Consider the following 14,058-nt stretch of genomic DNA (forward strand, 5'->3'; position numbering starts at 1 on the left):
CCGGCCCCGCCGTTTTGCCCGCTCCCCGGGGCCCCGTTGGTGCCGTTGCCGATCAACGGGCGCCCGAATAACGCCTGGGTGGGCGCATTCACCGCGTTCAGCAAAAACTGCTCGACATTAGCGGCTTCGGCAGCCGCATACGTGCCAGCGTTCGCAGTCAAGGCCCGCACCATCTGTTCATGGAACGCCGCGGCCTGAGCGCTCAGCACCTGATACTCGTGAGCATGAGAGGAAAACAGCGCAGCAATCGCCGCCGACACCTCATCGGCGGCCGCCGCCGCCAACCCCGTAGTTGAGGCAGCCGCCGCCGCATTAGCCGTGCTTATCGCCGAACCGATACCCGCGACGTCCGAAGCCACCGCCATCAGCGCCTCCGGCGCAACGATTAATAGGGACACGTGGCCTCCCAAAGTAAGAGCGGTGCCACCTGCCGCACCGACAGCGGGATCGACCGGCCACCCACGGGGCCAACCGAATGAATTCAACTTACTCGCGTACGGCCGAATTGGTTAGGTTTCCGAGAATCTGATGGTGTGCTAGTCCGGCCGCGCCGCTGCGCCGCACGGCCGGCACCGACCTTGCGCAATACCGTTGGCGCAGCCCTTCCGAATCCTCGCCTGAGGTGACAAAGGGTTGATCCGGTGCGCAAAGCAACGCACCTGCGCGAGCGAGTCGGGATCGGATGTTGAGCGCACTGCGGAGCACCCAGAGGTTGGCCAATAGGTTGCGTATAGATGAACGATTGGTGGCTCAATAGTTAATTTCTGGTTTACAATGATCGGAGTTTGGGCGCTGAGGCTGTGCTGGGCATCGCGGTAATGGACGGTGCGATGGTTGGATTGACTGATCGAGGCCCGGGTATCGGGTTGCAAGCCGGTGAGGTGTTTGCCGGGTACACGATCGTTCGTTTGCTAGGGTCCGGCGGAATGGGCGAGGTCTACCTCGTTCGGCACCCACGGTTGCCCCGCCGCGAAGCGCTCAAGATATTGAGCAACGACATATCTGGTAGCTCTGACTATCGGCGGCGATTCATCAGAGAAGCAGACGTAGCAGCCACGCTGTGGCATCCGAACATCGTGCGTGTCAACGACCGCGGCGAGTTCAACGGACTGCTCTGGATCTCGATGGACTTTGTCGACGGAACCGATGCGGCGAGCCTGTTGCGGGACCGCTATCCGGCCGGCATGCCGGCAGATCAGGTAGCCACGATCATCGCTGCGATCGCCAGCGCACTTGACTACGCGCATCAGCACCATGATGTGATGCACCGTGATGTCAGCCCCGCGAACATCCTGCTCGCCACGCCGGGGGCTGGCGACCAACGAATTCTCTTGGGCGACTTCGGAATAGCCCGGAACATCGGCGACGCAAGTGGCCTGACCGCGACCAACATGACCATAGGCACGTTCCCCTACGCCGCACCGGAACAGCTCACGGGCGAACCACTTGACGGACGCGCCGACCAATACGCGCTGGCGGCCACCGCCTACCATCTGCTGACCGGATCACCACTATTTCCGCATACCAACCCAGCCGTTGTGATCAGCCGCCAGCTGACCGCGCCGCCGCCATCACTAGCCTCGACCCGTCCCCTGCTTGCGGCCCTCGACCCGGTGCTTGCCGTAGCCCTCGCGAAGGACCCCGCCGAGCGATTCGCCCGGTGCGCTGATTTTTCCCGCGCATTCGCACAGGCAGCAGCACCGTGTGGCGAGCACCTGAGAGCTTCGGCTTTGACCATGCCCAGGCCGTTGGCTCGCAAGCCACCCACGAGCACCGCCGCGCGGCTGGCCGTGGTGGCCGCCGGCAAACACCCACGACGCAGTCGGTGGCGGATTTTCGCGGCAGCAGCAACGGTGATCGCGCTCGGTGCGCTCGCCGCCAGCGGTTACCCCATTGCCGGCGACACCGCTGCCGAACAACAGCCGCCCGCCGCATCCTCGACGTGGACGCAACCTCAACCGGCGGCGGAAAATCCGCCGCCACCTCCGCTCGCGCAGCATCAACAGGCGGTGGAATACGCGCCACCCCCGACGCACGCGCCACGATTGGCGCCGGCTCCAGATGGCGCTGCGCCGCCGGCATACCCACCTCCTGCCTCCGTCCAGCCTCCGCCGGCCCCGAAAGGACCACCGGCGCCAGCCCCGCAGCGACCGACACCCGGCCCGGACGAGACCTTTTTCGGCCTCGTGTCAGAGATTCCCGGTCTCACCGTCACCGACCCCGAACGGGCCGCTGCCAGTGGCCGTGCCGTGTGCGCAGACCTGCAACGCGGCGCAACCCCCAATGATGCCGCCGCCACGACCGTGAACAACAACGCCGGAATCACCCCCGACCAGGCTGCCGCCGGCGTCAACGCGGCGATTACCGCCTTCTGCCCACACCATCTGGGCTAGGAATGGGCTAGGAGTACGCGCGTCCCGGCAGTCCCGGCTAGACGCTGATCTGTCCCGCTGCGGCCACCAAGCCGATATCGTTTCGGAAATGACTGCCGGCCAACCGAATTGAACTAAGGGTGTGGTAGGCGTGCGCCCGGGCGGCGGACAGGTCCGGGCCAGTGCCCACCACCGAGAGCACCCGTCCCCCGGACGAGACCACGGCGCCGTCGTCGCGTCGCGTCGTGCCGGCGTGCAGCACGCTGTCTGCTTCGGCGCCAACCACCACATCGCCCACCCGCGGGCGTCCGGGATAATTTTCGGCCGCCAGCACCACCACCACCGCGGCACCATCTCGCCAGCGCACTTCGCCGAAATCAGCCAAGGTCCCGGTTCCGGCTGCGTAGAGCAGCTGACCCAGAGGTGACTCCAGCAGCGCCAGCACCGCCTGAGTCTCCGGATCACCGAAACGACAGTTGAATTCGACCACCGCGGGTCCCTCTGCGGTAATCGCCAGACCGGCGTACAGCAAGCCGCAGAACGGGCTGCCACGCCGAACAAGTTCGGCGGCAACGGGTTCCACGATCCGAGTGACGATCTGACAGTAGCTCTCGTCGGGCAGCCACGGCAGCGGCGCGTAAGCGCCCATGCCGCCGGTATTGGGTCCGGTGTCGCCCGCGCCGACCCGCTTGAAGTCCTGCGCCGGCAGCAGCGGCACCACCGTCGTACCGTCGACCACACAGAACAGCGACACCTCGGGGCCGTCGAGATAGGACTCCAGCAGCACCGGATGCCCGGCCTCCAGCAGTCCCGCGGCATGGGCTCGGGCGACACTGCGCTCCGCTGTCACCACCACACCCTTGCCCGCGGCCAGATGGTCGTCTTTCACCACCCAGGCTGGGTCACCCGCCGGCGGCCCGAACCGCTCGAGCGCAGCGTCCAAACGCGCCGGGTTGTCCACGATTTCGCTAGTGGCGGTACGCACTCCGGCCGCCGCCATGACGTCCTTGGCGAATGCCTTGGAACCCTCGATGCGCGCCGCGTCCTTGCTGGGCCCGAAGCAGACAATGCCAGCGGCGCGCACAGCGTCGGCGACGCCGAGCACCAAGGGCAACTCAGGACCGATGACGACCATGTCAGCCCGGACCCGGCGAGCCAGGGCTACGACGTCCGCGCCGGAGGTGATGTCAACGTCGTGTTGTTCGGCCAGCCGCGCGGTACCGGCGTTGCCAGGGGCAATGACCAGCCCGGTGACCTGCGGATCTTTGGCCAGCGCCAGCAGCAGGGCATGTTCACGGGCACCGGAGCCGATTACCAGGACGCGCACGACAGGTCAGCGTAGCCGCAGTGGGGTCGGCGCGCAGCCGACCAACTAAGTCGCATGACTCCCAAACCTCACGCATGTCTGTGTTTGGGCTGCCATGTCGCGGTCTGCGCGTTGATATCGCATGCGCTAGCTCGACGTGCCGGATTCCTTGGCAAGCACCTCTGCGACGTTGGTTTTCGCGTCGGGCGGAGCACCGTGCTCGGCCGCCTTCTTGCGCTTGGCGGCCACCCGCTCGATTGCGCTGTTCAGCCTCGATCCCAACGGGAAGCCCACGTAGTGGGTGATGAACACTGCGAGCTCGCGCAGCTCGTCCAGTGTGCATTCCTCGTTCTGCAGTACGGCGTTGACCTGGACTTCGAGCAGGTCCGACTGGCCCTGCGCGGTCAGCACCGCGATCACCGCCATGCGGCGGTCACGCATGGACAGGCCCGACCGGGTCCAGATCCGGCCGAACAAATGATCGACGGTGAGAGCAAAATACTCGCCCGGCAGGTCGGGCATGTCCCAGGCGTAGACCTCGTTCATCTTGTCTAGGCCCGTGCGGCGTAGTTCGTCCATTACGACTCCTCAGGTGTTTCGGTGTGCGGGACGCCAAGTCCGGCGGCCAGCCGCTGCAGCGCCAGCCGAGCTAACGGCAAGTCAACCGACATCGAATCCGCCAACGCCAGCGCCAGGCTCAGGTCCTTTTCCCCTAGCGCCCGCGTGTGTTCCAACACTGGACGCATCGGGTCGTCGGGTTTCGTTGGCGCGGTCGTGGCGCGGAACATGATCGCGCCTGGACCGCCGGTGCGAGCATCGCTGTGACGCACCACTTTAGCCAGCGCCGGCAGACTCAAGCCGCTTGCTTCGGCCAACTTCTGCGCTTCGGCAGCCGCCGCATACGACACGAAAGTAAGCATGTTGCGCGCCAGTTTCATCCGGGTGCCCGCACCGGGTTCGCCGGCGTGGATCACCAGCGACGCCCACCGCTGGAATGGCTCGTTGATCCGCTGAAATGTCTCTTCGTCAGCGCCCACCATGGTGGCCAATTTGCCCTCGGCGGCCGCCCCTGCGCCGCCGCTGACCGGAGCATCCGCAACGTTGATACCCAGCGGTTTGAGCTCTCGAGCCAGGTCGACAGCGGTGGTGTCGCTGATGGTGGAGTGAATCGCAATGATGGTGCCGGGCTTGGCATGTGCGGCCAACCCGGTAATCACCTCACGCACCTGTGCATCGTCGAGCACCGTGACGCTGATGATGTCAGCGTCGGCCACCTCGGCGACGCTTGCCGCCGCGGTGGCGCCGCTGTCGGTGAACGGCGCCATGGCCTCGGCGCGCACGTCGAAAACCGTTAGGCCGCCGGGCCAGTCGAGGTAGCGCGTGGCTATCGGCGCCCCCTGATTGCCCAGGCCGATGTAGCCCAGACGCGGTTTCGTTTCGTCGACGCTCATGATCGGATGATCTGTCCGCCATCGACATTAAAGATCTGACCGGTGATCCACGAGGCCTCGTCGCTCAGCAGGAACAGGCACATGCCCACCAGATCCTTGGGGGTCCCCAACCTGGACAGTGGGATCTGATTGACCATGTGCTTGACCAGCTCGCCGGGCGTCACCGTTCGGGTGGCTTCGGTGTCAATGGGTCCGGGCGCAATAGCGTTGATCCGGATCTTCATACCGCCCAACTCGCGGGAAAGCTGTTGCGTGAGACCGTTAACCCCGACTTTGGCCAGACCGTAGAAGTTCGAGTACAGCCACGCCGCAGTGGACGACTGGTTGACGATGGCGCCACCGCCCCTTTCGGCCATCTTCTTATACACCGCACGGGTGCACACCAGCACACCGTCGTGGTTGACGCTCATGAACTTCTGGTAATAGTCCCACGGCACGGTCAGCAGTAAGTCGAGCTTCATGCCGCCGTAAATCGCGGCGTTGTTCACCAGATAGTCGATGCCGCCGAACTCGCTGACGGCGTGCTCGGCCATGGACTTCGCCGAGTCCTCGTCGGAAACGTCAACCGGCACATGGATTGCGGTGCCACCGGTGCCGACGATCTGCTTGGCCACCTGCTTGGCGGCGTGCGCGTTGATGTCCGCAACGACCACGGACGCACCTTCGCGGGCCAGGGCTTCGGCATATGCCTGACCGATACCCTGAGCGGCCCCAGTGACAATGGCTACCCGGTCCTCGAATCGAGCCACACTGTCTCCTCTACTTTTCTGCTGTCGCAATGAGTTTGGCTTCCACGTACTCCTCGAAACCGAGCAGCCCCATCTCCCGGCCAATGCCGGACTGCTTGTAACCGCCGAACGGCGCATCGGCGGAATACCAGACCCCGCCGTTGACGTTCACGGTGCCCACCCGCAGTCGATCGGCAATTCCGGCCGCCCGGTGCGGGTCGGCGCTGAACACTGTGCCGGACAGACCATATGGCGAGTCGTTGGCGATACGAACGGCGTCATCGTCGCCGTCGTGGGCGATCACAGTGAGCACCGGCCCGAAGATTTCTTCCCGGGCGCACCGCGCGTCGTTGGTCAGACCGGCGATGACGGTCGGCTCGATGAAGTAACCGACGTCCCGGCCCGCCGGCCGGCCACCACCACAGGCAATGGTTCCGCCTTCAGTGACCGCCGAATCCAAGTAGCCCTGCACCCGATCCCGCTGACGAGCCGAAATCAGCGGCCCGCAAACCGTTCCGGGTTCGTTGGGATCGCCTGGCTTGATCGACGACATGGTTGCCGCCGCCATGGCGACCGCCTCGTCATAGCGGGTCCGCGGTACTACCAGCCTGGTGGTGATCGCACATCCCTGTCCGGCATGCACGCAGGCGGTGAAAGCTGAAACTGAGCACGCCGTAGCCAAATCGGCGTCGTCGAGCACGATGAACGCCGATTTCCCGCCCAGCTCCAAGAACACCTTCTTGATGGTCGCGGCAGCATCTGCCATCACGCTGCGACCGGTCGCGGTGCAGCCGGTGAACGAGACCATATCCACCCGAGGGTCTTTGGCCAGCAGGGCGCCCATGCTGTGGTCGTGCGAGGTGACGATGTTGACGACACCGGGCGGGATCTCGGTATGGTTGGCGATCAGCTCGCCGAGCACCGCCGCACACCACGGGGTATCCGGCGCTGGCTTCAACACGACGGTATTACCCGCCGCCAGAGCAGGACCCAGCTTGGCGAGGTTGATCTGGTGCGGAAAGTTCCACGGAGTGATCGCCCCGACGACACCCACCGCTTCCCGCACCAGGATGCGCCGGGTCGGGATTCCCAGCGGCGCCGCTTGTCCGAGATCCTGCTTCCACTCGTAGGACTCCGCGACGTCGGCCGCGAACGCCAGATCTTCGACTGGGCCTTCCAATTGTGCTGCGGCGGTGAGCATCCGCGGCGCGCCGACTTCGGCGATGGTCAGTTCGCGTAACTCGTCTAGGTGTGCGCGCATCGCGTCCCGCAGCTGTCGCACACAGCGCACCCGCAGCTCGGTGTTCCGCGACCAGTCGCTGTCATCGAAGGCACGGCGCGCAGCTTCGATGGCGCGGCCCATATCTTGGGCGTCGGCATTGGCCGCGACGCCCAGTGTTTCTTCGGTGGCCGGGTTAACCGTCGCGAAGGTACCCGCGCTGCCTTCGGTGAGCTTTCCATCGATGAACAGTGCGCCGACTCCGTCGGCCAACAGGGACATGTGTCGCTCCCACCTGATCCGTCGCCCTTAACACGGAATCGAGTTAAGTGGACAAGTGTCCGAATTCTTCCTCCCGAACCATAACGTCAAGCGCCGATGCGATGCAAGGCCAGAGGCCGAAACGACGGCATCTGCCAGCCGACAGCTCCGGATTATCTGCATCTTTAGCAACGGGGGTTGCCCGCCGTAACAACTATCCACTAGCTTAGACATGTGTCCAGCGATGCACTGGTGGCGCTCTCGGACGGAGCTGCCCAGACCGCGAACAGGCCGCGCAACCGTCGCCAAGAGGGGACCTTCCGCAAGGTGCTGGCGGCGGGCATGGAGATCTTGCGCGAAAACTCTTATGCCGACCTGACGGTGCGCATGGTGGCGGCTCGAGCCAAAGTGGCTCCGGCCACCGCCTACACCTACTTCGCGTCGAAGAACCACTTGATCGCCGAGGTGTACCTCGACCTGGTCCGCCAAGTTCCCTACTGCACCGACGTCAACGACCCGCTGGCGACTCGGGTGGAGCAGGCGCTGCGCCAGCTGGCCCTGGTGGTCGCCGACGAACCCGAGGTTGGCGCCGCGTGCACCGCCGCGTTGCTCGGCGGTGGTGCCGACCCCGCGGTTCGCTCCACCCGCGAGCACATTGGCGCCGAGATCCACCGTCGCATCGCATCGGCTATCGGTCCTGGAGCCGAAGAGGTTACCGTATCCGCTTTGGAGATGGCATTTTTCGGCGCACTGGTGCAGGCCGGCAGCGGAGAATTCACTTATCACGACATTTCCGACCGCTTAGCCGATGTGGCGCGACTGATTCTGGCCGGCGCCGGCAAGACGGGTGACGCATGACCGTCCACGCGTCTTTTCTAGGGGGCCCCGAGCTGGTACTGGACCCCTACGACTACGACTTCCACGAAGATCCGTACCCGTACTACCGACGGCTGCGCGACCAGACTCCGCTGTACCACAACGAAGCGCTTGGCTTCTGGGCGTTGTCGCGGTACCGGGATGTCCATCAGGGTTTTCGCAACAGCACCGCGCTGTCCAACCGCGACGGCGTCTCGCTGGATCCGGTGTCACGCGGACCGCACGCACCAAAGACGATGTCGTTCCTGGCGATGGACGACCCGGCGCATCTGCGGTTGCGCACGTTGGTGTCAAAAGGCTTCACGCCACGCCGGATTCGGGAATTGGAGCCGCGGGTGACCGAGCTGGCTGTGCAGCATCTCGACACCATGCTGGCAATGGCCCGCTCGGGCACCGTCGACTACGTCGCCGAATTCGCCGGCAGGCTGCCGATGGACGTGATCTCCGAACTGATGGGTGTGCCGGTCGCCGATCGCGACCGACTGCGGGCCATGGCCGACGGTGTCATGCACCGTGAGGACGGCATGACCGACGTGCCGGCTGCGGCGATCGAGGCGTCGATAAACTTGATCCTCTACTACCAGCAGATGATCGCCGAGCGGCGCACGAAACCGACCGACGATCTGACCTCCGCGCTGCTCGCGGCCGAGATTGACGGTGACCGGCTCACCGACGAGGAGATCCTCGGGTTCATGTTCCTCATGGTGATTGCCGGCAATGAAACGACGACCAAACTCCTTGCTAATGCCGCATATTGGGGTCACAAGCATCCCGACCAATTGATCCCGGTTTACGCCGACCTGTCACGGGTGCCGCTGTGGGTCGAGGAGACCCTGCGCTACGACACGTCCAGCCAGATCCTGGCACGCAGCGTCGTCGGAGAGCTCACTCTTTACGACACCCGAATCCCCGAAGGGGACGTGGTGCTGCTGCTGCCCGGGTCGGCTCACCGTGACGAGCGGGTGTTCAACGATCCCGACGACTTCTTGATCGGTCGTGACATCGGTTCTAAGTTACTGAGTTTCGGCAGCGGCGTGCACTTCTGTCTGGGGGCCCATCTGGCCAGGATGGAGGCTAGGGTGGCGCTCACCGAATTTTTCAAACGGATCCGCGGATATCAGGTCGACGAGGCCAACGCCGTCCGCGTTCACTCCAGCAATGTGCGCGGGTTCGCTCGCCTACCGATGGCCGTGGAGGTTCGCTAGGTGCCTCGCTTCCAACCGCACCCGGACCGGAGACCCGCGATTGTTGCCGGTGCGTCATCGGGTATCGGCGCGGCCACGGCGGTTGAGCTTGCCGCCCATGGCTTTCCGGTCGCGCTGGGAGCGCGACGGGTGCAGAAGTGCCAAGAGATCGCCGACAAGATCCGCGGCGACGGGGGCGAGGCCATAGCGCTGCCGCTTGACGTCACCGACCCCGATTCAGTCAAGGGCTTCGTGCACCAGGCCGCCGATCAGCTCGGCGACGTCGAGGTTCTGGTCGCCGGCGCCGGTGACACCTACTTCGGGCGCCTGCACGAATCCGACACGGACAACTTTGAGTCACAGGTCCAGATCCACCTGGTCGGCGCCAACCGGTTGGCCACCGCGGTGCTCCCGGGCATGTTGGACCGTCAGCGCGGTGACCTGATCTTCGTGGGCTCCGATGTGGCGCTACGTCAACGTCCGCACATGGGCGCCTACGGCGCGGCCAAGGCCGGGCTGGTGGCGATGGTGACCAACCTGCAAATGGAGCTCGAAGGCACCGGGGTGCGCGCCGCGATCGTGCATCCGGGCCCCACGAAGACGGGGATGGGCTGGGGCCTGCCGGCCGAGTCGATCGGTCCGGCACTGCAGGACTGGTCCAAATGGGGTCAGGCACGGCACAACTACTTCCTGCGAGCATCCGATATCGCCCGGGCCATTACGTTTGTCGCGCAGACTCCCCGGGGCGGTTTTGTGGTGAACATGGAGCTGCAGCCCGAAGCCCCGCTGGCCGCTACTACTGAGCGTCATCAGCTCAAAGTGGCTGAGGAAGAGCCGGATTCATGACGGCAGCGATGGTGCCGCGGGTATCCGGTGGGGAGAACGAACATGGGCATCTGGAGGAGTTCCGGATCGATCCCATCGGCCTGATGCGGCGGGTGCGCACTGAGTGCGGTGCCGTGGGTTGTTTCCGGTTGGCCGACAAACGCGTTGTCTTGTTGACCGGCGCCAAGGCCAACGAGTTCTTTTTCCGGTGCTCCGACCAGGAGCTGGACCAGGCGCAGGCGTACCCCTTCATGACGCCGATCTTCGGCAAGGGGGTGGTGTTCGACGCCAGCCCCGAGCGCCGCAAAGAGATGCTGCACAACTCGGCGCTGCGCGGTGAGCACATGAGGAGCCACGCCAGCACCATCGAGCGCGAAGTGCGCCGGATGGTCGAAAACTGGGGCGAAGAAGGCGAAATCGACCTGCTGGACTTCTTCGCCGAGCTGACCATCTACACCTCCACGTCGTGCCTGATCGGTACCAAGTTCCGCAATCAGCTCGACTCGCGATTCGCCCACTTCTACCATGAGCTCGAACGCGGCACCGACCCGCTGTGCTACGTCGATCCGTATCTGCCAATCGAAAGTTTCCGTAGGCGTGACCAAGCCCGAAAAGGGCTGGTGGCGTTAGTGCAAGAGATCATGCGGCAACGGATCGCCCACCCGCCCAAGGACAAACGTGGCCGCGACATGCTCGACGTGCTGGTGTCGATCACGGATGAGGACGGCAACCCGCGGTTCTCCGCCGACGAGATCACCGGCATGTTCGTCTCGTTGATGTTCGCCGGGCACCACACCAGTTCGGGGACCGCGGCGTGGACGCTGATCGAGCTGTTGCGCCATCCGGACGCCCACAGCGAAGTGATCCATGAGCTCGACGAGCTCTACGCCGACGGACAGCCCGTGAGTTTCCATGCACTGCGCCAGATTCCGCATCTCGATAACGTGCTGAAGGAGACGCTTCGGCTGCATCCGCCGCTGATCATTCTGATGCGGGTAGCCCAACGCGAGTTGGAAGTCGAGGGCTATCCGATCCATGAAGGCGAACTGGTGGCGGCCTCACCGGCAATTTCCAACCGCATACCTGAGGATTTCCCCAGCCCGCACGACTTCGTGCCGCAGCGCTACCGGGAACCGCGCCAGGAGGATTTGATCAACCGCTGGACGTGGATTCCGTTCGGCGCCGGCCGGCATCGCTGCGTGGGGGCAGCTTTTGCCACCATGCAGATCAAAGCGATTTTCTCGGTGTTGTTGCGCGAGTATGAGTTCAAGATGGCGCAGCCTGCCGAGAGCTACCGCAATGACCACTCCAAGATGGTGGTGCAATTGGCCAGGCCCGCCATAGTGCGCTACCGGCGCACAATGAAACGCTGATCATGGGTTACCGCATCGAAGTCGACCTGGATTTGTGCCAGGGCCACGCGATGTGCGAACTGGAGGCACCGGACTACTTTCGGGTGCCCAAACGGGGCAAGGTCTACATCGTCGACGCCCAGCCGCCCGAGGCGGCCCGCTCGGAGATCGAGCAGGCGGTGCGCAGTTGTCCAACCCAAGCACTGTTCATCACTGCAACAAAGGACTGAGCCGATGGTGTCGTTCGAACGTGCCGAACTCGACGAGTGGGTGCGGTGCTGGCTGCAAGCGAACAAGGAATGCGAACAGGCGGCCGATTGGAAGCCGCTGGCCAACTTCTATGCCGTCGACGCCACCTATGGCTGGAACATCGGGCCCAAAGAAGACGTGATGTGCGTTGGGATCGACGAGATCCGCGAGATCGCGCTCGGCGTAGAGATGCTCGGGCTCGAGGATTGGCAGTATCCCTACCAGAAGGTGATTATCGACGACTGCCAGGGGGAAATCGTCGGCTTCTGGAAGCAGGTGGTGGTCGACGCTGACGGCGTCCGGCAGGAGATCTACGGCATCGGCGGCAGCTGGTTTCGGCTCAACGTCGACAAGCTCATCCAATGGCAGCGGGATTTCTTCGACTTCGGGCATGTCTCGGCGCTGTATATGCAACTGATGAGGACCGGGAAACTGTCGGCGGGCATGCGGAGGCGAATCGAGCGGGGCATGTCGGGCGAGAAGATGCCTGGCTATTACCCGCTCGGCACGGCACCCGCCCCGCTCTGGTGACAATCTCACCTGCACCCAACCAAGCACTTGTTTAGTTACAGGCGCTATGCTGGCGCGTAGCGGTGGCTGTGGTACTCGTCACCTATTGCCCGGCATGATGGGGCCAGGCAGTCTCACTTCAAAGGCGAAATGGGGTCAGGTCAACCGTGAAGACAAAAGGCGCACTGATCTGGGAGTTCAACCAGCCGTGGTCCGTCGAGGACATCGAGATTGGTGACCCCGTCAAGGACGAGGTCAAGATCCAGATGGAAGCAGCAGGTATGTGCCGCTCTGATAACCACCTGGTCACCGGCGGTATCCCGATGGCAGGTTTCCCGGTGCTCGGCGGACACGAGGGTGCTGGCATCGTCACCGAGGTTGGTCCGGGCGTAGACGATATCGCCCCGGGTGACCACGTGGTGTTGTCATTCATCCCATCCTGCGGCAGGTGCCCGTCGTGCCAGGCCGGCCTGCGCAATCTGTGTGATCTGGGCGCCGGACTGCTGGCCGGCACCGCGGTGTCCGACGGTACCTTCCGCATCCAGGCTCGCGGCCAAGACGTCTACCCGATGACGCTGTTGGGAACGTTTTCGCCCTACATGGTGGTGCACCGCAGCTCGGTGGTGAAGATCGACCCGTCGATTCCGTTTGAGGTCGCCTGCCTGGTGGGCTGCGGCGTGACCACCGGCTATGGCTCGGCGATCCGGGCAGCCGACGTCCGGCCCGGGGACGATGTCGCCATCGTCGGCGTCGGCGGGGTCGGGATGGCGGCGCTACAGGGTGCGGTGGCAGCCGGTGCCCGCTATGTCTTCGCCGTCGAGCCGGTGGAGTGGAAGCGCGATCAAGCGCTGAAATTCGGTGCCACCCACGTGTACCCCGACATGGACGCGGCGTTGATGGGCATCGCCGAGGCGACCTACGGGTTGATGGCCAAGAAGGTGATCATCACCGTCGGTGAGCTCCATGGCGCCGATGTCGACAGCTATCTCAACATCACCGCCAAGGGCGGCACCTGCGTGGTCACAGCGATCGGCAGCCTGCTGGACACCCAGGTGAACCTGAACCTGGCGATGTTGACCCTGATGCAGAAGAACCTGCAGGGCACCATCTTCGGCGGCGGTAACCCGCAGTTCGACATTCCGCAACTGTTATCCATGTACCAGGCAAGCAAGCTCAACCTGGATGACATGATCACCCGCCAGTACCGGCTGGAGCAGATCAACGACGGCTTCCAGGACATGTTGGAGGGCAAGAATATTCGCGGCGTCGTCCGGTACACGGACGCCGATCGGTGACTCAAACGGCCCAATCCCCGGCGCTGGCCGCGTCGCAAGCGTCTTGGCGGTGTGTACAAAACCGCGATCGGGCAGGTTGGCTGGCGTTGATGGCCCACGACGTGGTCATCGAAGACCCGATCGGCACCGCGGTGACCAACCCCGAGGGTTCCGGCGTCAAAGGCAAGGAGGCCGTCGCTGCATTTTTTGATGCCTACCTTGCCAGCAACCAGCTGACGGTCACCTGCCAAGAGAGCTTCCCGTCCAGCTCACCAACCGAGATCGCCCATATTTTGGTGTTACACAGCAAATTTGACAACGGTTTCAGCAGCACGGTGCGCGGAGTGTTCACCTATCGGGTCAACGACGCGGGGCTCATCACCAACCTGCGCGGGTACTGGAACCTCGATATGATGACCTTCGACAAAAAGGAGTCGGCTTAGCAACGGAA

Annotated in this window: 15 protein-coding genes; 9 read left to right on the forward strand and 6 right to left on the reverse strand. The window is 64.0% G+C overall.

What is annotated here, in order from left to right:
* The coding region (locus F0Q45_RS19610; RefSeq protein WP_306439457.1) for a PE family protein at nucleotides 1–398 on the reverse strand (398 nt) is incomplete at its 3' end.
* Between the two features lie 432 nt (nucleotides 399–830).
* Here F0Q45_RS19610 and F0Q45_RS19615 point away from each other — a divergent pair.
* Entirely contained in the window at nucleotides 831–2,393 is a 1,563-nt protein-coding gene (locus F0Q45_RS19615; RefSeq protein WP_188113038.1) for a serine/threonine-protein kinase, read from the forward strand.
* Nucleotides 2,394–2,430: 37 nt separating this feature from the next.
* Here F0Q45_RS19615 and purD read toward each other — a convergent pair whose 3' ends face one another.
* The 5 genes from purD to F0Q45_RS19640 all read right to left on the reverse strand — a co-directional run bounded on the left by purD (nucleotide 2,431) and on the right by F0Q45_RS19640 (nucleotide 7,358).
* Nucleotides 2,431–3,699 carry a phosphoribosylamine--glycine ligase gene (purD, locus tag F0Q45_RS19620; protein ID WP_149655524.1) on the reverse strand — a complete coding sequence of 423 codons (1,269 nt, stop codon included), beginning with the start codon at nucleotides 3,697–3,699 and terminating at the stop codon, nucleotides 2,431–2,433.
* A gap of 126 nt (nucleotides 3,700–3,825) precedes the next feature.
* Nucleotides 3,826–4,257 (reverse strand): carboxymuconolactone decarboxylase family protein, encoded by a 432-nt coding sequence (locus F0Q45_RS19625; RefSeq protein WP_149655525.1) that lies wholly within the window; start codon nucleotides 4,255–4,257, stop codon nucleotides 3,826–3,828.
* Nucleotides 4,257–5,129: an NAD(P)-dependent oxidoreductase gene (locus tag F0Q45_RS19630; RefSeq protein ID WP_149655526.1), complete on the reverse strand. Its 873-nt coding sequence runs from the start codon at nucleotides 5,127–5,129 to the stop codon at nucleotides 4,257–4,259. The genes F0Q45_RS19625 and F0Q45_RS19630 overlap by 1 nt, the downstream gene beginning before the upstream one ends.
* Nucleotides 5,126–5,878, reverse strand: a complete 753-nt coding sequence (locus F0Q45_RS19635) for an SDR family oxidoreductase (protein ID WP_262491069.1) — start codon at nucleotides 5,876–5,878, stop codon at nucleotides 5,126–5,128. Before F0Q45_RS19635 ends, F0Q45_RS19630 begins: the two co-directional genes overlap by 4 nt.
* 10 nt (nucleotides 5,879–5,888) lie before the next feature.
* A complete protein-coding gene (locus tag F0Q45_RS19640) occupies nucleotides 5,889–7,358 on the reverse strand; it encodes an aldehyde dehydrogenase (protein ID WP_149655528.1) in 1,470 nt (489 codons plus the stop codon).
* Nucleotides 7,359–7,571: 213 nt separating this feature from the next.
* Between F0Q45_RS19640 and F0Q45_RS19645 the strand changes: the two genes are divergently transcribed.
* From F0Q45_RS19645 to F0Q45_RS19680, 8 genes are all read left to right on the forward strand, one after another.
* Nucleotides 7,572–8,195 carry a TetR/AcrR family transcriptional regulator gene (locus F0Q45_RS19645; protein WP_262491070.1) on the forward strand — a complete coding sequence of 208 codons (624 nt, stop codon included), beginning with the start codon at nucleotides 7,572–7,574 and terminating at the stop codon, nucleotides 8,193–8,195.
* Nucleotides 8,192–9,418, forward strand: a complete 1,227-nt coding sequence (locus F0Q45_RS19650) for a cytochrome P450 (protein ID WP_149655529.1) — start codon at nucleotides 8,192–8,194, stop codon at nucleotides 9,416–9,418. Before F0Q45_RS19645 ends, F0Q45_RS19650 begins: the two co-directional genes overlap by 4 nt.
* Entirely contained in the window at nucleotides 9,419–10,243 is an 825-nt protein-coding gene (locus tag F0Q45_RS19655; protein WP_149655530.1) for an SDR family oxidoreductase, read from the forward strand. It abuts the gene before it with no gap.
* Nucleotides 10,240–11,595: a cytochrome P450 gene (locus F0Q45_RS19660; protein WP_149655531.1), complete on the forward strand. Its 1,356-nt coding sequence runs from the start codon at nucleotides 10,240–10,242 to the stop codon at nucleotides 11,593–11,595. Before F0Q45_RS19655 ends, F0Q45_RS19660 begins: the two co-directional genes overlap by 4 nt.
* Nucleotides 11,595–11,804, forward strand: a complete 210-nt coding sequence (locus F0Q45_RS19665; RefSeq protein WP_149655532.1) for a ferredoxin — start codon at nucleotides 11,595–11,597, stop codon at nucleotides 11,802–11,804. Before F0Q45_RS19660 ends, F0Q45_RS19665 begins: the two co-directional genes overlap by 1 nt.
* A 4-nt stretch (nucleotides 11,805–11,808) precedes the next feature.
* Nucleotides 11,809–12,354: a nuclear transport factor 2 family protein gene (locus tag F0Q45_RS19670; RefSeq protein ID WP_149655533.1), complete on the forward strand. Its 546-nt coding sequence runs from the start codon at nucleotides 11,809–11,811 to the stop codon at nucleotides 12,352–12,354.
* Between the two features lie 146 nt (nucleotides 12,355–12,500).
* Nucleotides 12,501–13,628, forward strand: a complete 1,128-nt coding sequence (locus F0Q45_RS19675; RefSeq protein ID WP_149655534.1) for an NDMA-dependent alcohol dehydrogenase — start codon at nucleotides 12,501–12,503, stop codon at nucleotides 13,626–13,628.
* Entirely contained in the window at nucleotides 13,625–14,050 is a 426-nt protein-coding gene (locus F0Q45_RS19680; RefSeq protein WP_149655535.1) for a nuclear transport factor 2 family protein, read from the forward strand. Before F0Q45_RS19675 ends, F0Q45_RS19680 begins: the two co-directional genes overlap by 4 nt.
* Nucleotides 14,051–14,058 lie beyond the last annotated feature (8 nt).

The sequence above is a fragment of the Mycobacterium simiae genome, from assembly GCF_008370645.1.
GTDB lineage: Bacteria > Actinomycetota > Actinomycetes > Mycobacteriales > Mycobacteriaceae > Mycobacterium > Mycobacterium simiae_A.